At 43.2% G+C, this 18,568-nt stretch carries 21 protein-coding genes and 1 tRNA gene; 4 read left to right on the top strand and 18 right to left on the bottom strand.

The genetic code is table 11. The annotated features are described in order from the left end of the window. Nucleotides 1-21: 21 nt before the first annotated feature. Entirely contained in the window at nucleotides 22-540 is a 519-nt protein-coding gene (locus NI455_RS00205) for an MATE family efflux transporter (RefSeq protein WP_253111889.1), read from the bottom strand. A 3-nt stretch (nucleotides 541-543) separates the two neighbouring features. After that, on the bottom strand, nucleotides 544-1,335 hold the full coding sequence (locus NI455_RS00200) for an MATE family efflux transporter (RefSeq protein ID WP_253111887.1): 792 nt from the start codon (nucleotides 1,333-1,335) through the stop codon (nucleotides 544-546). Between the two features lie 265 nt (nucleotides 1,336-1,600). On the opposite strand from NI455_RS00200, the gene NI455_RS00195 reads away from it, so the two are divergent. After that, entirely contained in the window at nucleotides 1,601-2,038 is a 438-nt protein-coding gene (locus NI455_RS00195) for a PaaI family thioesterase (protein WP_253111885.1), read from the top strand. Between the two features lie 35 nt (nucleotides 2,039-2,073). On the opposite strand, the gene NI455_RS00190 is transcribed toward NI455_RS00195, so the two are convergent. Continuing rightward, nucleotides 2,074-2,529 (bottom strand): hypothetical protein, encoded by a 456-nt coding sequence (locus NI455_RS00190; RefSeq protein WP_005247501.1) that lies wholly within the window; start codon nucleotides 2,527-2,529, stop codon nucleotides 2,074-2,076. A 236-nt stretch (nucleotides 2,530-2,765) separates the two neighbouring features. Between NI455_RS00190 and NI455_RS00185 the strand changes: the two genes are divergently transcribed. Next, a tRNA-Asn gene (locus tag NI455_RS00185) sits at nucleotides 2,766-2,841 on the top strand. Nucleotides 2,842-3,036: 195 nt separating this feature from the next. Here the strand turns inward: NI455_RS00185 and NI455_RS00180 are convergent. The 11 genes from NI455_RS00180 to NI455_RS00130 all read right to left on the bottom strand — a co-directional run bounded on the left by NI455_RS00180 (nucleotide 3,037) and on the right by NI455_RS00130 (nucleotide 12,366). Further along, entirely contained in the window at nucleotides 3,037-3,690 is a 654-nt protein-coding gene (locus tag NI455_RS00180; RefSeq protein WP_005247503.1) for a MiaE family protein, read from the bottom strand. Between the two features lie 13 nt (nucleotides 3,691-3,703). Continuing rightward, a complete protein-coding gene (gene pdxJ / locus NI455_RS00175; RefSeq protein ID WP_164542953.1) occupies nucleotides 3,704-4,429 on the bottom strand; it encodes a pyridoxine 5'-phosphate synthase in 726 nt (241 codons plus the stop codon). 13 nt (nucleotides 4,430-4,442) lie between these two features. Further along, nucleotides 4,443-5,153 (bottom strand): DNA repair protein RecO, encoded by a 711-nt coding sequence (recO, locus tag NI455_RS00170; RefSeq protein WP_253111882.1) that lies wholly within the window; start codon nucleotides 5,151-5,153, stop codon nucleotides 4,443-4,445. 11 nt (nucleotides 5,154-5,164) lie between these two features. Beyond that, complete coding sequence (locus NI455_RS00165) at nucleotides 5,165-5,362, bottom strand: NF038104 family lipoprotein (RefSeq protein WP_004645619.1); 198 nt, start codon at nucleotides 5,360-5,362, stop codon at nucleotides 5,165-5,167. Nucleotides 5,363-5,398: 36 nt separating this feature from the next. Beyond that, a complete protein-coding gene (gene era, locus NI455_RS00160; protein WP_004279061.1) occupies nucleotides 5,399-6,427 on the bottom strand; it encodes a GTPase Era in 1,029 nt (342 codons plus the stop codon). Then, nucleotides 6,427-7,125 carry a ribonuclease III gene (rnc, locus tag NI455_RS00155; protein WP_005247509.1) on the bottom strand — a complete coding sequence of 233 codons (699 nt, stop codon included), beginning with the start codon at nucleotides 7,123-7,125 and terminating at the stop codon, nucleotides 6,427-6,429. The genes era and rnc overlap by 1 nt, the downstream gene beginning before the upstream one ends. After that, a complete protein-coding gene (locus NI455_RS00150) occupies nucleotides 7,097-7,468 on the bottom strand; it encodes a DUF4845 domain-containing protein (RefSeq protein ID WP_004645621.1) in 372 nt (123 codons plus the stop codon). The genes rnc and NI455_RS00150 overlap by 29 nt, the downstream gene beginning before the upstream one ends. A 23-nt stretch (nucleotides 7,469-7,491) precedes the next feature. After that, nucleotides 7,492-8,319 (bottom strand): signal peptidase I, encoded by an 828-nt coding sequence (gene lepB, locus NI455_RS00145; RefSeq protein ID WP_253111880.1) that lies wholly within the window; start codon nucleotides 8,317-8,319, stop codon nucleotides 7,492-7,494. 20 nt (nucleotides 8,320-8,339) lie between these two features. Then, nucleotides 8,340-10,157, bottom strand: a complete 1,818-nt coding sequence (gene lepA / locus NI455_RS00140; RefSeq protein ID WP_004731667.1) for a translation elongation factor 4 — start codon at nucleotides 10,155-10,157, stop codon at nucleotides 8,340-8,342. A 250-nt stretch (nucleotides 10,158-10,407) separates the two neighbouring features. After that, the gene (locus NI455_RS00135) at nucleotides 10,408-10,860 is read right to left on the bottom strand and encodes an acyl-CoA thioesterase (protein ID WP_004645622.1); all 453 of its coding nucleotides are present in this window, start codon (nucleotides 10,858-10,860) and stop codon (nucleotides 10,408-10,410) included. A 120-nt stretch (nucleotides 10,861-10,980) separates the two neighbouring features. After that, nucleotides 10,981-12,366 carry a Do family serine endopeptidase gene (locus tag NI455_RS00130; protein WP_253111879.1) on the bottom strand — a complete coding sequence of 462 codons (1,386 nt, stop codon included), beginning with the start codon at nucleotides 12,364-12,366 and terminating at the stop codon, nucleotides 10,981-10,983. Between the two features lie 229 nt (nucleotides 12,367-12,595). Between NI455_RS00130 and nadB the strand changes: the two genes are divergently transcribed. Further along, entirely contained in the window at nucleotides 12,596-14,230 is a 1,635-nt protein-coding gene (gene nadB, locus NI455_RS00125; protein ID WP_253111878.1) for an L-aspartate oxidase, read from the top strand. A gap of 109 nt (nucleotides 14,231-14,339) precedes the next feature. On the opposite strand, the gene NI455_RS00120 is transcribed toward nadB, so the two are convergent. The 4 genes from NI455_RS00120 to pabC form a co-directional block, all read right to left on the bottom strand. After that, nucleotides 14,340-14,756, bottom strand: coding sequence for a PaaI family thioesterase (locus tag NI455_RS00120; protein ID WP_164542957.1), 417 nt, complete (start codon nucleotides 14,754-14,756; stop codon nucleotides 14,340-14,342). A 96-nt stretch (nucleotides 14,757-14,852) separates the two neighbouring features. After that, nucleotides 14,853-15,452, bottom strand: a complete 600-nt coding sequence (gene tmk / locus NI455_RS00115) for a dTMP kinase (protein WP_253111877.1) — start codon at nucleotides 15,450-15,452, stop codon at nucleotides 14,853-14,855. 2 nt (nucleotides 15,453-15,454) lie between these two features. Beyond that, on the bottom strand, nucleotides 15,455-16,513 hold the full coding sequence (mltG, locus tag NI455_RS00110; RefSeq protein ID WP_253111876.1) for an endolytic transglycosylase MltG: 1,059 nt from the start codon (nucleotides 16,511-16,513) through the stop codon (nucleotides 15,455-15,457). A 1-nt stretch (nucleotide 16,514) separates the two neighbouring features. Further along, nucleotides 16,515-17,327, bottom strand: coding sequence for an aminodeoxychorismate lyase (gene pabC / locus NI455_RS00105; RefSeq protein WP_005247525.1), 813 nt, complete (start codon nucleotides 17,325-17,327; stop codon nucleotides 16,515-16,517). Nucleotides 17,328-17,487: 160 nt separating this feature from the next. On the opposite strand from pabC, the gene NI455_RS00100 reads away from it, so the two are divergent. Beyond that, the gene (locus tag NI455_RS00100) at nucleotides 17,488-18,495 is read left to right on the top strand and encodes a sulfate ABC transporter substrate-binding protein (protein ID WP_253111875.1); all 1,008 of its coding nucleotides are present in this window, start codon (nucleotides 17,488-17,490) and stop codon (nucleotides 18,493-18,495) included. Nucleotides 18,496-18,568 lie beyond the last annotated feature (73 nt).

Below are 18,568 nucleotides of genomic sequence, written 5' to 3'. Positions count from 1 at the left end.
TGAGCCGTATTCGCTTATAGCTCAAGTATTTAATGAGCAAACAAAACATAGACTTGCTGCAATCGTGTACGCAATACTCAACATCCACCAAAAACCATGAATTCCCAATGCATTGCTTTGCCAATTGAACAGTGTCATTGGATGATACGCCACATACCAACTACCCCCTAAGCCCACGACCAACACCGTACTGATAAAAATAAACATTGGTCTGACAATTTCACGCCAGCAACGTAGCATTGCCAAACTAATCACCAGTAGCGCATCAAAGATATGCATCCAACACATTAACAAGATCAATGCCAAGGCTAATGCAATCACCTGCGCATCATTGCTAAATAACCCCACAATCCAACTATCTAAGCCCCAAATAGTCAACACGACAACGATAGCTATTAGCATCACAGCCATCAGTGCCCGCTTACTGAGTTGCCATGCAGCATCAATCTGCTCCGCACCGATTTTAGTCGACACCAAAATACCGAAGGCGGATGCCATCGACATCGGCAACATAAACATCAGGCCCAATAAACCAAGCATCACCTAATGTGCATTCACTACAATGTCACCCAAAGGCAAGATCAGCAAAGCAATCGCGCTGATGGCAAATACATCCACAAAAGTCACCACCGCATTGGGCAATCCAATTTTTAAAATTTTCGACAAAGTCTGCCAGTGAAAGAAAACACCAGACCACTGGATCTTTAACTTCTGCTCAAGGAAGAAAAAATAGTAAACAAACAACAGTACCCACTGCACAATCAAATGTGCTATGAATGCACCTTCAACCCCATAGCTTGCAACATAACCCTCAATGCCATAAATCAAGACATAAGCCAAAGCTACTTTGAGTAGTAAATAGATCATATTGGCGTAGAACACGCGCTTAGCCTGCCCACAGGCTTGGGTTAAAATATATAAAATACGCAACAATAAATGTGCTGGAATCGTCCAAGCCAATAGCCACAGACATGGCACAATCAATGTCTGTAAGGCCGCATCTGCCTTTAAAAAATCAAGCAAAGGAGTCACATGATTAAACAAGTACATCGCAACAGCAGAAATCACCAGTACAATCAAAATACTTTGCTTCACAATACGTTGGATGTCCGCATAATCCTGACGTCCATTGGCTTCTGCCAACTCTTGCATCATGCCCTGTAACACCCCAATACCCGTCACGAAACACAAAGAATAAACAGACAAACAGACTGCCAATGCAGCCACATGCTGAGGTGAAAAATGTGATAGAAAAATCACGTCGAACAAACTACTTAGCATAATAATGGCATTACTGAGAAAAATAAGCACCCAAAGATGCAGAAACTGTTTCATTACCCTATCACTCGATTTTTAATTCTTTTATAAGATTCGTTTTTTTGGCAGATTATTTAGATCTGAGATATTTCATTAGAAATGTATACCAGTATCCTGCCATAAATTATTCTATTTCTTATTTTTTATAAAAATGACTTTACTCAGGTGCAGGCAATGTAATTCTTACAAAATAATCCGCCATTCCTATACCAGATTGCTATTATCGATGTCACAATTTTGAATTAAATCTCAACAACTCAAGAATAATGACAGGAAAATTACAATGAACCCAAAAGAAATGAGCGGTTTAGCATTACTGGAAGCGATGCGTGATGAAAAAATCCCGGCCCCAAGTATTAGCGAAACCATGTCGATGCAACCAGCAGTGATTGAAAGCGGACATGTAGAATTTAAGGTAAAAGCTGATCATCGACATTTAAATCCGCTTGGCGGCGTCCATGGTGGTTTTGCTGCAACCGTTTTGGATACCGTGACAGGCTGCGCGATTCATACTTTACTTGAAGCAGGTGTCGGTTATGGCACCATTGATTTGAATGTAAAGATGTGCCGCCCCATACCTCAGAATCAGCCACTGAAAGCCGTAGGAAAATCAATTAATCTCAGTAGAAATTTAGGTATTTCTGAAGGTCAGATTCTGGATGAAGAAGGTCGCCTGTATGCTCATGCCACTGCGACCTGTATGATTATTCGGACTGAATGAAATTGCTAGCCTGCACAACTCATCAGGTAATTCATTTAAATAATATTACTTTTCGCCTGCCCTGCTTTAACAAATGACAAGCGTGGTCGAGTTAAGCCTTGAAACTCAAAATAATGCTTGGAAACATTGGCTAATTCCACATCTTGTGTTTGTGTTGTTGAGGCTTGCCACGCTTTAGACTGATTAGTACCTGTCAAAAGATTGCCAGAAATGGCATAGATATAAAGGTCTTTGCCTTGCTCTTTCAGATAGTCTGCATTCAGGAAAACTTCAAAGTTAAATTGACTTTCAGTTTCTACCAACCATTTTTCTGCAAACCATAATTGCAGCAAATCACCTAAATAAAGTGATTTTTGCGCCAAGGGCCATAGCGTGATATGAGCGTCTTTAACCGGGATATAATACTGTGCAGGATCAGCAATAATTTGCAGATAGTTTTCTTGATAATAAGCCAGTTGAGAGAAAATTTGAGGGATGCTGAGCGTATTCATTCGCTGTCTCCGGTTTAGCCATTTTTGTGCTGGCAAGTAGGTTTAAATCCACACTGTTTGACCATTTGGTCAAACGACTTTATGGTTTTAATCTAGCAAGTGAAATTTATTCTGACAAGTATTTTTCGTGAAATTTATGCAATTGCCTAAATTAAAAACAGACAGGCTGTATTTATAATAAATATGATAATTTTTGCTTGACCCCTGTCAAAATCTCTCTATAATCGCTTTCAGATTCTCCAATAGCTCAGTCGGTAGAGCGACGGACTGTTAATCCGCAGGTCCCTGGTTCGAGCCCAGGTTGGAGAGCCAAATTCAAGAAAGCCCACTCATAATGAAGTGGGCTTTTTTATTACTTAAAATTTGACGGCTTGTTATTTTCAAATATTTAAAATAAATAATTATTTTCAATCCCTCATAAAACTCGATATATAAATACCCCTCTTTTAAAATTTCGAGATATAAAAAATCCCCCATAGATGGAGGATTTTTAAGCTGTCACCGAGATTAAGCCGCTTGAGCCGGAACACCGCTATGAAAACGGAAAGTTTCATCAGGCGTGAGAATTAGCTGTTTTTCAACTTCACGAATATGCAGGATTCGCTCCTGAATATCCTCTTTCGGATTTTTCAGTTTCGCTGTGGTAGCCACATCCATCGCCAAAGCCAGATAGTCTTCAAAATGGCGAGATTCGGACTTGAGCAGGTAGCGGTAGTAACGTGCCAATTCATCATCAACACGCGAAGCAAGCGCGTAAAAACGCTCACAGGAACGCGCTTCTACAAAGGCACCAATCACCAAGACATCAATCAAGGCTTCAGGTTCAAAAGTCCGGATTTCCTTACGCAAACCACCGGCATAACGCCCTGCACTCAAGTTTTGCCAAGCCTGACCGCGCTTGTTCATCAATTCAAGTACTTGCTCATAATGCAGCATTTCTTCACGCACCAGCTGTGCAAGCTTTACCTGTAGATCAACAAAATAACTATAGCGGAACATCAGGTTCATGGCCGTGCTGGCTGCTTTTTTTTCACAGTTGGCATGATCTTGCATTAAGATTTCAAGATTTTCGACTGCCATATCCAGCCATGCTTGTGGTGTTTCACAACCGAGGAACGCAATCACCGGCTGCATCAGTTCATCATAATTAATATTCGACATAACCACTCTAATCTTAACGCGCTGACTTAATCACGGCTTTCATTTGCTGAACCGCTTGTGCCAGACCGACAAATACCGCATCCGCAATTAAAGAATGACCAATATTGAGCTCATGAATCTGCGGAATCGCGGCGATTGGCGTTACATTATCCAGATTTAAACCATGACCTGCATTTACCACCAGACCTTTAGATGCAGCATATTCAGCACCTTTCACAATGCGTTCAAGTTCCGCTTGTTGCGCTTCTGGCGTTTCAGCATCGGCATAGGCGCCTGTGTGAATCTCAATCGTCGGTGCACCACAAGCAACTGCTGCATCAATTTGTGCAAAATCTGCATCAATAAATAAAGATACATCACAACCAATCGCTGCCAGCTCTTGAGTCGCTGCTTTTACAGCATCAAAATTACCCACGACATCCAGACCACCCTCAGTGGTCACTTCCTGACGTTTTTCAGGAACAAAGCAAACATGCTGTGGCTTGATTTCCTTGGCAAAGGCGATCATTTCATCTGTTACCGCCAACTCAAGGTTCATACGGGTTTTTAACGCAGGACGCATACGACGTACATCGTCATCCTGAATATGACGACGGTCTTCACGCAAGTGCAAGGTAATGCCCTCTGCCCCTGCCTGTTCGCAGATCAACGCAGCATTGACTGGGTCTGGGTACGTCGTACCACGTGCTTGTCTTAATGTTGCGACATGGTCAATATTGACACCAAGTAATGCAGCCATAATCTTTTCCTAACTACGATTGAGATTGAGAGTTTTGAATCCAGAGTTGTCGACTTTTTAATGGTCGATCACCGAGCAAAGCCGTGATCACCTGTCGATACAGTTTCGTCAGTAATTGTAACTGTTCCGGATTAAAATCCCCACCATTTTCATGCGTCAACATGCTTAAAATCTGTTGACCAGATAGGGTGGAGCGTAAGGCTTTGGCCGATGGCATAAAGCCGGCATTAAGCTGAAAATAATAGTGCTGTAGTGGATCAATCTGCACCTGATTGGCATCTACCGAAAAATCCAGACCATAACCGAGTTCTTCCAACAAAACATGCTCAAACTGGCGCAAGATCTGTTTTAAATATAAATTTGGATTGGATTGTGCGGATAACTGCTGCAATGCAGTCAAAGTCTCAGCATATTTGGCAAAAGTTTGCGGCATTTCGACTTCTAAAGGACATAACCGCAACAGGATTTCATTCAGATAAAAACCCGAAAAAAAGGCATCGCCAAAAAAGAAAATCGGCTGATTGACAATTTCCAGTTTAGTAAAATTTTTGAGTTCGGATTTACCTGAAGCTTGCAAACGAATGGGCTGATATTGCGGTGGTGGCATTTGCCTGAGAATGCCGTCTACCCTGCCATATTCTTGGGTAAATAAATGCACAATATGACTGCGTTCACGGTACTTACGATGATGAATCAGATAGCCATGCAGTACTTCGTTACGCATAAGCGGGTACTTTAATCCTTATCTTTTTTTGATTTTTTATCATCTTCTTCGTCATCCCCATCCGGGATCACTGCGCCCACAACAGCCGCTGTACCTTTCACTGCGACTTTTGTGGTTTTATAAGCCACCTTGACAGGAACCGTGACCACTTTATGAATACAGCCTTGCAGAAATAAAACACATGCAACCACTGCCAACACTTTCATCATCACAGATTCCTCGAAGGGTCTTATCAAGCTTATCGCTTAGATATCACTATAACCTAAGCTTTTTAATGCACGCTCATCATCAGACCAGCCACCTTTGACTTTCACCCAAAGGGTCAGCATGATTTTTTGCTCGAACATTTTTTCCATGTCGAGACGCGCATCCATACCGATTTTTTTCAGTTTGACACCTTTTTCGCCAATCACAATGGCTTTTTGGCTCGGACGATCAACAAAAATCGTGGCATCAATATAGGTACAGGCTGCTTTCATACGACCGGTTTTTTCATTCAAGACCGGCTCTTCAGTTTTGAATGATTCGATCTGAACGGTCAAATCGTATGGAAGCTCTTCACCCAGCTGACGCATGATCTTTTCACGGATAATTTCAGACGCCAGGAAACGCTCTGAACGATCGGTCAGTTGATCCAGTGAATACAGTGGTGGTTGGAACGGAAGATACTTGGCAATCGTGTCACGTAAATGTTCAAGATTGGCACCACGAAGTGCAGATACCGGTACGATTTCCGCAAAATTCATCAGCTTTTCGCGTTCACGAATCAGCGGCAGAGCTTCGTTCTTGTTTTCAAAAGTATCCAGCTTGTTGATCACCAGAATGACTGGCATTTCAGCATTTTTCAGCTTTTCTAGTACCAGGTCATCATTTGGCGTCCACTTTTGTGCATCCACCACGAATAAAACCAAGTTCACATCGCGCAAAGCCGAATGTGCCGCACGGTTCATCATTTTATTGATGGCACGGACTTCTTTTTTATGCATCCCCGGTGTATCGACAAATACAGCCTGAGATTTTTCACGTGAATCAATCCCCACGATTTTATGACGTGTGGTTTGCGGTTTACGTGAAGTAATTGAAAGCTTCTGACCCAGAATATGGTTCATTAAGGTAGATTTACCCACATTCGGGCGACCGACAATGGCCACAAAACCACTACGATAATCTGATGGGATTTCGGTGCCTTGTGCACTAAAAAATTGACTAATAAGGTCGTGACTGTCGCTTTGCGACTCGTGATCAGCATCAATGTGATCGGAATGAGTAGTCATTAAGACTTATGCTCCAAAAGTTTCAAAATATCCGCCGCAACGGCTTGTTCAGCAAAACGTCGGCTCGCGCCTTCGCCTTGCATGGTCGGTAATCCCGCAATCTGGCATTCCACTTTAAAATGCTGATTGGGTGCATCACCTTGAATATCTACAACCTCATAAACTGGGAGAGGTTTCTTACGTGCTTGTAAATACTCTTGTAAGCGAGATTTAGGATCTTTAAGCTGATCTGTCGGCTCAATATGATCTAAATATGGCTCGTACCATTTTAACACAATCGGTTCTAGCACGGTGAGATCACCGCAGTCGACATAAATTGCACCAATAATGGCTTCTACTGTATCTGCCAGTATAGACTCACGATGATGACCACCAGATTTCAATTCACCAGTACTGAGAATTAAATTCTGGCTCAATTTTAAATCATTGGCGATTTTTCCTAATGCTTCCTGACGAACCAGGGTTGCACGCATACGCGTCAACCGGCCTTCGTTTTCGTTTGGATAGGCATTAAAAAGATAATTCGCAATGATCATCCCTAAAAGAGAATCGCCCAGAAATTCCAGGCGCTCGTAGTTGTGTTTATGACTGACTGAACGATGAGTCAATGCCAGTTTCAGCAAATCAGCCTGTTTAAACTGATAGCCGATCCGTTTGGCAAGACGTTCATCATTTAGCTTTGACTGTGCTTTGATCAAACTCTTTCTCAAACTTCATCACTAAATCGATATTCATTATGAAATTTTTACGAATTTCATAATTCTTGTGCACCTGTAAACCATCGGTATTGGTGACTTTGGCAATTTCGTCAAACTTCAGATCACGAATATTATTCATTTCTAAACGCTGACTCATCTGTTGACGGAATGTTTCTGGCGTTATATTGGCTGGAGCACTTTTTAACAGCGCCTCAATCTCACCATCGACCATACGATCATCGAAGTATGGTCCCCACACCGCAATCGCCACTTTTGCAAGAAATGCAAAGCCCACGATTGCAATTAAAACCCCAATATAAGAAGCACCTTGTTGATGTCTCATTTTTATTTTCCTGATTGAAACAATTAATCGATTGTTCCGTTTCGACCAAACGATGGCAATTTAAAGCCAGGTTCTTTATGCATCCAGATATAGAAGGCACGACCTGTTAAGTTTTCTTCCGGAACAAGCCCCCAGAAACGACTGTCAGCACTCTGATCGCGATTATCCCCCATCGCAAAGTAATGACCTTCTGGTACTTTCACTTCCCAATATAAACCATTTTCACCTGAATATTTACCATTTTCCAAGTAGTTAATAAAAGGTGCCTGACGAGCGACATTCACGCCTTCCAGCTCACGCATGGTAAAGGTATGCTCACCCAGGGTTTCTTTATGGTAAATGGCATTTGGAGTATCTAAACGGTCTTTTTCGCGGCTAAATTTTACTGGAACTTTCGCTACTTTTTCACCATTAATGCTCAACTGGCCATAATCATAAACAATATGATCGCCTGGCAAGCCGACAATACGCTTGATATAACTGATGGTCGGTTGCGGTGGATAACGGAATACCGCCACATCACCACGTTCCGGACTGCCGGTATCAATAATTTTGGTATTGACCATAGGCAGTTTGATGCCATAGTCAAATTTATTCACCAGAATAAAATCACCAGTTTCCAGCGTCGGCACCATCGAATCGGATGGAATATTAAAAGGTTCATATAAAAACGAACGCAGTACCAGCACAATGGTCAGTACCGGCCAAAAGTCATAAGCCCAGGTGATAATAAAATTCTCATGGCCCTTACCTCGGGTTTTTCTTTGTTTCAAGACAAACTTGTCTAGCAACCACACTGCGACAAAAAACAGGGTCGCAGGCACAAGAATCAAATTAAAATCAAAATCCATGGGCTTATATCCTTATTATTTTAGCGTTCGACTTTTAATACGGCTAAGAACGCTTCTTGCGGGATTTCTACGCTACCCACCTGTTTCATGCGTTTCTTACCTTCTTTCTGTTTAGACAGAAGTTTTTTCTTACGTGACACGTCACCACCATAACACTTCGCCAATACGTTTTTACGCATCGCTTTCACAGTCGAACGTGCAATGATTTGCGCACCAATTGCCGCCTGAATCGCGACATCAAACATTTGACGTGGAATCAGGTCTTTCATTTTTTCAACCAGTGCAATACCACGATGGCGTGCATCGTTACGGTGACAGATCATCGCCAAGGCATCGACTTTTTCACCATTGATCAAGACATCTACTTTGACTAAAGAGGAGCTTTCAAAACGGACAAAGTTATAGTCGAGTGATGCAAAACCACGTGAACAAGACTTCAATTTATCAAAGAAATCCATCACCACTTCGGCCATTGGAATTTCGAAAGTAATAGAAACCTGATTCGCCATAAACTTCATGTCTTTTTGCACACCACGGCGCTCAACACACAATGTCATGACGTTACCCAGGTATTCTTGCGGCACAAGAATATGACATTCAGCAATCGGTTCACGCAGATCTTCAACGGTTGAACCATCCGGCATTTTGGATGGACTGTCGATATAAATCGTCTGACCATTCTTCATCACCGCTTCATAAATTACAGTTGGCGCAGAAGAAATCAGGTCAAGATCGTATTCGCGTTCCAGACGTTCTTGTACGATCTCCATGTGCAGCATGCCCAAGAAGCCACAGCGGAAACCAAACCCGAGTGCATCTGAACTTTCAGGTTCAAAAAACAAGGCCGAGTCATTGATTTGCAGTTTATGCAACGCTTCACGGAAAGGTTCAAAATCGCTGGCATCAATCGGGAATAGACCAGCATAAACCTGTGGTTTCACCTTTTTAAAGCCCGGCAATGTTGCCACTTCAGGTGTTGCTGCCAGTGTAATCGTATCACCGACTGGCGCACCGAAAATATCTTTAATACCAGCAATCACAAAGCCAACTTCGCCCGCTTCCAGCATACCGGTTTCAGTATGTTTCGGGTTAAAGATACCTACAGAAGTAATAATATGCGTTTGACCAGTTGATTTGATCAACATCTTGTCGCCTTTACGCACTCGACCCTGCTTGACCCGAACCAGAGAAACCACACCCAGGTAGTTATCAAACCAAGAATCCACAATCAGCGCTTGTAACGGCGCTTCGCGATCCCCCTCAGGTGCAGGAATTACATTGACCAGTGTTTCAAGCACACCTTCAATACCTAAACCTGTTTTTGCAGAACAGGTCGGCGCTTCTGTGGCTTCAATCCCGATAATGTCTTCAATTTCCTGAATGACACGTTCAGGTTCAGCTTGCGGCAAGTCGATCTTGTTCAGTACCGGAAGTACTTCCAGACCTTGTTCAATTGCGGTATAGCAGTTAGCAACAGACTGTGCTTCTACGCCCTGCGCAGCATCTACAACCAGCAAGGCACCTTCACAGGCAGCAAGGGAGCGTGAGACTTCATACGAGAAGTCGACGTGTCCCGGTGTATCAATAAAGTTCAACTGATACTCTTGACCGTTGGGATGCGTATAGTACAAGGTTACCGAAGTGGCTTTAATGGTAATCCCACGTTCGCGCTCAAGCTCCATTGAGTCAAGGACTTGAGCCTGCATTTCACGATCTTGCAAGCCGCCACAAGTTTGAATAAAGCGATCCGCTAGGGTCGATTTACCGTGGTCAATGTGCGCAATAATCGAGAAGTTACGAATGTTTTTAATATCAACAGATTTTTTAGCTTGCGCCATGGGTTACCTTGAGAAAAAACACGCTATGTAATTTAAAAATATTACATAACAAAAGCCGAATAGAAATTGCGAAGGATTATAGCAGAATGGTGATCTAGAAAAAGAATTATATTTTTTCCTTTATTCCCTAGGTCGCGTACACCTCAGTCAGATGAAATCTGGATCACCATGATTAGAAAATAGCTCCCCAGCTCCACTTCTTCCTCAATATTATCAAAGTGTACTGATCAAACTGGAAAATGTTGCCTCATTAATCCAGATGTAAAGTTGAAAAGTCAAAAGGATTTACATGCTCTGAAAGTGGCTGATAAGCCTGAGTAAAAGTTGGTGACATACGTTTTGGACGCCCCGTGGCCATTTCGATACAAGCCCATTGCGTACTGCCGTTAAACAACAGGGTCTGATCCTGTGGTCGATAAAATGCATATTGTCGAAATGAATACAGGGCATTGATATCATTCAGCCAAGTGCGCAGAATAATCTCGTCTCCTTCAAAAGCTGCCTTGCGATATTGCACCTGATGTTCAACTGCGACCATGGCATGTTTCAGCTCTACATATTGCTTGAGTCCCAAGCCCAGTTTTTCAATATGAGCTGATGCGACATCCTGCATCCATTGCACATAGACCACATTGTTCACATGACCCAAACCATCAATATGTTTGGCTTGTACCTTTAAAGAAAGATCAAAAATACCACTCACTTTGCTGTTATCCTTTCCATGATTTTAAGGCTATAGAGTCTACCGAATTTATCGCTGGGGTAAATTGCAAAAAATAAAAAACCGCTTATACAAGCGGTCTTTCACAAAAATCTAGCAATTTTATGAGATACGCATCCCGACCACCGCAAGCTGCCCCTGACGAATCAAGGTCACGCGCGCGATGCTACCCTTTTTCAGTTCAGACACCTCCTGCACAAACTGATTTGAATTCAGTACTGTCTGGTTATTAATTTGCGTGATCACATCATTCGGCATGATTCGTGCCTGTGCTGCAATACCACCCGGACGTACATCCTGAATCACCACACCGCCTTTGATTTCCAGACTCGCCAACTCTGCTGGACTTAAGTCACGAATTGAAACCCCGATCACTGGTCCTTTGTTTGGTTGAGCCTGTGTGCCTGCTTTTGCCGGGGTATCATCTGGTGCCGCACTTAAAGTCGCTGCAATACTACGACGTTTATCATCACGCAAGATTTCAAGTTGTACCTGCTGCTGAGGTGCAGTACGGTTCAGATAGTTCAACAGTTCACTGGTACGTGAAATTGGGGTACCGTTGTATTTCAAGATGACATCACTGGCACGCAGACCTGCACGTGCAGCCGGAGAGTTTGGTGCAACCTGAGTTACCAGAGAACCTTCTGGTTTAGGCAGGTTATAAGATTCGGCCAGGTTACGGTCGATATCCTGTAAACTTACGCCCAGATAAGAGCGGGTCACTTTACCATTCTTCTTCAGTTGATCTGCAACTTCCATTGCCACATCAATCGGAATCGAGAAGGACAAACCCATATACCCACCGGTTCCACTAAAGATCCGTGAGTTCACTCCAACCACTTCACCACGCTGGTTAAACAGAGGGCCACCGGAATTACCTGGGTTTAGAGCCACATCGGTCTGGATAAAAGGGACTGCAGTTTCACCCATCATGTTGCGCATTTTGGCACTGATAATTCCAGCAGAAGCAGAATAATCAAAACCAAATGGCGAACCAATGGCAAGAACAGGCTCACCAACACGTAAGCGTCCGACATCTCCTGTGCGTAATTCTGGAAAATTCGAGCCATTAACTTTAAGCAAAGCTACGTCAGTTCGTGCATCACTCCCTACAACAGTGGCATCAATTTCACGACGGTCATTCAGGGTAATGGTAACTTTGGAAGCATCCTCAACCACATGATGATTGGTCAGCAGATAACCATCCTTGCTGATAAAAAATGCACTACCATAACCCGTCTTTTCCTGTGGCATACGCTGCTGCGGAATAATCACCTGATTGCCAAAAAAGCGACGCAGAATTTCCGGGACTTGTTGTTGTAAGAGCTCTTCTTCGCTCATTTTTTTAACGACATTGACACTGACTACAGCAGGACTGACCTGCTCAACCAGATTTGAAAAATCAACCGGCGTGACCGCCTGCAACTGTGCAGCACTCATGGTCAGGGTCGCTGTAAATAATCCTTTTTTTAAGTCTAGAATTTTCATATAAATTATTCACTCAAATTATTGATAAATTTATGTAAATAGGTTTTATCACAAACACTGTAAAGTTTAAGTAATAATATGTTTCAATACTTTATTCTGGGCAATATCTCATTATTAAAGCATTAAGTTAAGGCTTTGATTAATTTTTTTCATCAATAAATGAGCACTTCAACGCTTGCCTTTTGTACAAAAAAGCGCTGTTATTACCAAACTTTTTTAAAATTAGCTGATGGACATGTCTAATTTATCCCTTACCCATCAATTTGACGTCATTATTGTGGGCAGTGGCGGTGCTGGTTTAAGTTTAGCCTTATCGCTCCCAGATCATTTTAATATTGCAGTCTTAGCGAAATCCACCCTGACAGATGCCAGTACCTTTTATGCTCAAGGCGGCGTGGCCGCAGTATTGGATGAAATGGACTCAATTGAACAGCATATTGATGACACGATGATTGCAGGCGCACAGCTATGTGAAATGGATGCGGTTAAACAGACGGTAGAAGGTGGCAAACCTTCAGTTGATTTCCTGCTGAAACACGGCGTGCAATTTACTCTGGATGAACAGGAACAGTTACATCTCACCCGTGAAGGTGGTCATTCACAGCGCCGAATTATTCATGCGGCCGATGCGACTGGTCGTGCCATTTCCACCACCTTGGTACAACGGGCCCAAGAAAAACAGAATATTAAAATCTTTGAAAATTATATTGCGATTGACCTGATCTGTTCACAAAAGCTCGGTTTAGACGGCGATAATCGTGTGCTGGGTTTATATGCCCTGGATGAAACAACTGAAAAAGTGCATACCTTCTTGGCTCCATTTACCGCCCTTGCCTGTGGCGGTGCTATGAAAGCTTATCTTTACACCTCAAATCCGGACATTGCCACGGGTGATGGTATTGCCATGGCTTATCGTGCCGGCTGCCGGGTCGCCAATATGGAATTTAACCAGTTTCATCCGACCTGCCTGTATCATCCGCAAGCACGTTCTTTCCTGATTACTGAAGCAATGCGCGGCGAAGGCGCTTATCTGCGCCTGCCTGATGGTGAACGCTTTATGCTGCGTTTTGACGAGCGCGCCGAACTCGCACCGCGTGATATCGTGGCCCGTGCCATCGACTATGAAATCAAGCGATTCGGTATTCGTCATGTCTGGCTGGACATTACCCATAAAGATGAAAGCTTTGTCAAAGAGCATTTCCCTACCCTGTATGCCCGTTTGCTTGAACTAGGGATCGATATTACCAAGGACATGATTCCAGTCGTTCCGGCAGCCCATTATACTTGCGGTGGTGTAGTGGTCGATGAACATAGCCAGACGGATATTGCCGGACTCTATGCGATTGGGGAAACCTCTTATACTGGCCTGCATGGTGCTAACCGTATGGCCAGTAACTCACTTTTAGAATGCTTTGTCTATGGCATGAGTGCAGCCAAGCATATTCAGAAAAATTTCAAGGCCGATCAGCCAGCTCCTGCAGTACCAGCTTGGGATGATTCTCAGGTGACCAACCCGGATGAGGATGTGGTGATTCTGCAAAACTGGGATGAACTGCGTCAAACCATGTGGAACTATGTCGGAATCGTACGCACGACGAAGCGTCTGGAACGTGCATTACATCGTATTGAAATGCTGAAAAAAGAAATTACCGAGTATTATCAGGATTACCAGGTCAGCAAAAATCTGATTGAGTTACGTAATCTGGTGCTGGTGTCCGAGATGATCGTGCGCTGCGCCATGCACCGCAAAGAATCTCGCGGTTTGCATTTCACCCTGGATTATCCCGAGCTGCTACCAGAACTACGCAAAACAGTCCTCGTGCCACCAAATTTTGAAGTAGAAACACCTTTGGTAAATTGTTAAAAGTGGATGGAGATAACATCCTTGGATGATATCTCCTTTTCTTTTTAGATTTTTATCTGCTCGAAGGTAGCTTAGGCTATTTACAGTCAGTCTTATATCTTTCAGACAATTAACGTTGTGGTGGAATTGAATATGTTCCAGTCACATGCGCCACAGGTTCTTCATGATCTATCGAATAAATCCAGACTTCTCCCACGATCAGTGCCTTGCCGACCTTGATCAGCTTACATTCTCCCCGTATATCCGTTCCACCAGAAGGTTTACGTAAAAAATTGATATTCAAGTTAGTGGTCACGGCCAAACCGACCAATCCAATTTCACCCAGAATGGCGACATAAAGAGCAAAATCCGCCAAGGTCATCATGGTTGGACCAGAAACGGTACCGCCTGGACGCAACTCCTCTGATCTCACCTGATAAAGTAGAGTGGCTCCACGCGGAGAAATGGCTTCAATCCGGCACTTCTCCAGGCTTTGTGGAAATTCTTGTTGTAAAAATTGTTCTATCTCTGTTTTGGTCGTTTTCATCTTATTAAAAAAATCTTCTATATCAGCCTTAATATAGAAGATTCTTCACAGATAAACCTAGAGAAAAATTAAATAAAAAGTATTTTAATAATCGGCTTATTTTAAATAACTTAAGGCCTGCTCAAATACCTGCTCAGGCGTTTGAGTTGCATCCAGACGTTTGATCCGTTCAGGATGACGTTGCCATAAAGTTTCATATCCCGCTCTCACTTTCTCAAAGAAAGTGACTTTTTCCTGTTCAAAGCGATCCAGCGCACCACGTTCACGTGCTCGGTTCATCCCCAGTTCAATAGGTGCTTCTAACCAGAACGTGATGTCCGGCATGCGTGCGACAAAGTGGTCATTCAGTAACTGCAACTTGGTTTCGCTCAGACCCCGACCTGCACATTGATAGGCAAAGCTGGCATCGCTAAAACGGTCACATAAGACAATTTTCCCAGCTTCTAATGCGGGTAGAATCACTTGTGACAGATGCTGGGCACGCGCTGCATACATCAGCAACAACTCGGTATCATGCGCCATGACTTCTTCATGATTCACAGTCAATAGCAGCGAGCGAATCTGCTCGGCCATTGGTGTTCCACCCGGTTCACGAGTCAAAATAACATCTTTACCCTGTGCGATGAAATCTTCATAGATCGAACGAATGAGCGTGGTTTTACCTACACCTTCTGTGCCTTCAAAGCTAATAAACATACTCATTCCTTATTTTTCGAGCGTAAAGTCGTCAGATATTCCTGTACGGCTTTATTGTGGTCATTCAGATTGCTCGTGAACTTATGTCCACCATTACCGGTAGCGACAAAATACAGGTTGTCAGAATTATCCGGATGCATGGCTGCTTCAATGGCTTTCTTGCTTGGCAACGCAATTGGCGTTGGCGGCAAACCTGAAATAGTATAGGTGTTATACGGCGTCGGTGTGCGTAAATCTTTACGGGTAATATTGCCATTATAATTATCGCCCATTCCGTAAATCACTGTTGGATCGGTCTGTAAACGCATGCCAATTTTTAAACGGCGTACAAATACCCCAGAAACCTGTTCCAATTCACGATCTACACTGGTCTCTTTTTCAATGATTGAGGCCATGATCAGCGCGTCATATTTATTCTGATACGGCAGATCAGTTGCACGTTTCGCCCACGCCTCATCCAGTGCTTTCATCTGGCGCTGATACAGATTGGTCAGAATTTTACGGTCAGTTTCACCTTTGGCAAAGAAATAAGTATCCGGTGCAAACAGCCCTTCAGGATGTGAAAACGGAATATTCAATTCTTTGAGTAATTGCTCAGTAGGCAGATGCAGTACTTCTTTGGTGACTAAATCATTTTTCTTCAGGGCATCAATCAGTTGCTTAAAGGTCGTGCCTTCAATTACCAGAATCCGGCTCATCTGGGCATTGTCTGCATCGGAAATCATCTCCAAGACCTGACGGATGCTCATGCCTTGGCGTACTTCATACACGCCCGCTTTCATGGTGTCATGAATCATGATGCGCTGATACAGCTTGAGAATGATCGGGAAACTCACCTGATCTTCTGTGGCCAGACGATCAATAAAACCGGAATAGGTTTGACCAGATTCGATCGCGAGCAGCTGTTTTTTTCCTTCTACAGGATAATCCTTCCACAAACTGCTTTTCAGGATTAACGCCAAGATCAAAGCAATACCAATCAGGACTAAGGCAATTCCTTTGAAAGATGAGGAGAATCTCGCTTTATTTTTCTTTTTGGCTTTAGGTTTGGAAGCTGACATATTAAGACATCTGGTTCAATCGAAGACGGTTAAAAATTTCAATACAAGCATCGCCATCCAAGGTTCGCTGCTCAAATTGCGTGACAATTTTCATCGGGCTGAGTGCATTGCAGAAAAACAGGCTTTGAATATGGTTGATTTCATCCATATCGATACAGCGTTGCTGACAGCTAATTCCCTGATCTTGCATACGTTGTAGAATTTCTGCACGCATGACACCGAAGACGCCATTATAACGAAGTTCCGGTGTAATCCATGTATTGTTTATACGAATGAAACAATTACTGCTTACCCCTTCGACAACACCGCCCTGTACATCTGTCACCAGGGCCTCAGGCCAGCCGCTTTGATCTGCTTCCTGTTTCAGCAAAACCTGCTCTAGACGGTTTAAGGTTTTTAGCCCTACCAGACTCGGCATCGTCAGTCCTAATGCCTGCTGTAAAATGCCACTTTGAATCTGCTCAAACTTAAAATCCTGTACGGTTTGAGGATAATAAAATAGCCAGAGATCTGCAGGATGATCCGGCAAGCTATAACCGCGCTGACCAATTCCACGACTCAGCACGATTTTCAATGTGCCATTCAGTTCATGTTCTGATGCACGTAAAATCTGTAAGCTTTCTGCAATCAGATCAAGATTGGCATTCAGGCTTAATTTCTGATTGCTAATGTGCAAACGTGCCAGATGACGATCATATAATTCAATCCGGTTATGCCGAATCCGGGCCGTGGTAAAACAGCCATCACCATAATGAAAGCCACGATCCAGCACATCTATCTGGCTGACCTGTTGGGCATTTTTTAAATACAGCATATTTTGCAGCCTCTAAAATGAAAAATTGAGCAGTCAGATTCAGGCTTCACCTATATATCTTTTTTACTCACATCCAATTCTTTTTTAATTATTTTTTATGCAAAAAATCTCAAGCTATTCTTGCCTCATCTAACAAAAGCTAAAAAACTTGAGGCAAAAAATGAACACGCGTAAATTAAAAATTGGGGTACTGGCAGCGCTACTTTCAGCAAGCGCCTTAAGCGTTTCAGCAAAAGATTTCCTGAACGTGTCTTATGACCCGACTCGCGAATTGTACGACAACTTTAATAAAGAATTCAGTGCTTACTGGAAAAAAACCACTGGCCAGGAAGTCGATTATAAACAGTCGCATGGCGGTTCAGGCAAACAGGCACGTGCGGTGATTGATGGTCTGGAAGCAGATGTTGTAACACTGGCACTGGCAGCAGATATTGATGAAATTGCAGAACGTGGTTTGCTGCCTAAAGACTGGCAAAAGAAATTCCCGCAGAATTCGACACCCTATACTTCAACCATCGTTTTTCTTGTACGTAAAGGCAATCCAAAAGGAATCAAAGACTGGGGAGATCTGGTTAAACCAGGCGTAGACATTATTACCCCGAACCCAAAAACTTCAGGTGGTGCACGCTGGAATTATCTGGCTGCCTGGGCGTGGGCCAAACACCAGAAAGGTGGCAATGATGCCAAAGCACAAGACTTTGTCCGTCAAATCTACAAACAAACCAAAGTACTGGATTCGGGTGCACGTGGTGCTACCACGACTTTCGCTGAACGCGGGATTGGGGATGTATTACTGGCTTGGGAAAATGAAGCACATTTGGCCGTCCGCGAACAGCCGGGAAAATTTGAAATCATTACTCCTTCTCTGTCTATTCTGGCTGAACCACCCGTGGCAATCGTAGAAAAAAATGCCAAGAAAGATGGTAATGAACATCTGGCCAAAGCCTATTTAAATTACCTCTATTCACCTGCTGGACAGACTGTGGCGGCGAAAAACTTTTACCGTCCACGTAATGCGAATGTATTAAAGCAATACGGTACCGTATTCAAGTCCTTAAAACTGGTCACCATTGATAAAGAATTTGGTGGCTGGACCAAGGTTCAGAAACAGCATTTTGACAATGGCGGTGTGTTTGATCAGATTGTCAAAGCCAATCACGCAAAATAATACTTTAAATGCAGTTCATTATGGCCTTTATTCATAAGGCCATTCTTATTTCAAACACTTAAGAGCTTATTTA

Source organism: Acinetobacter lwoffii, from assembly GCF_024129435.1.
In the GTDB taxonomy this organism is placed as follows: domain Bacteria; phylum Pseudomonadota; class Gammaproteobacteria; order Pseudomonadales; family Moraxellaceae; genus Acinetobacter; species Acinetobacter lwoffii_F.
This window is presented reverse-complemented; position numbering and strand designations above follow the sequence as displayed.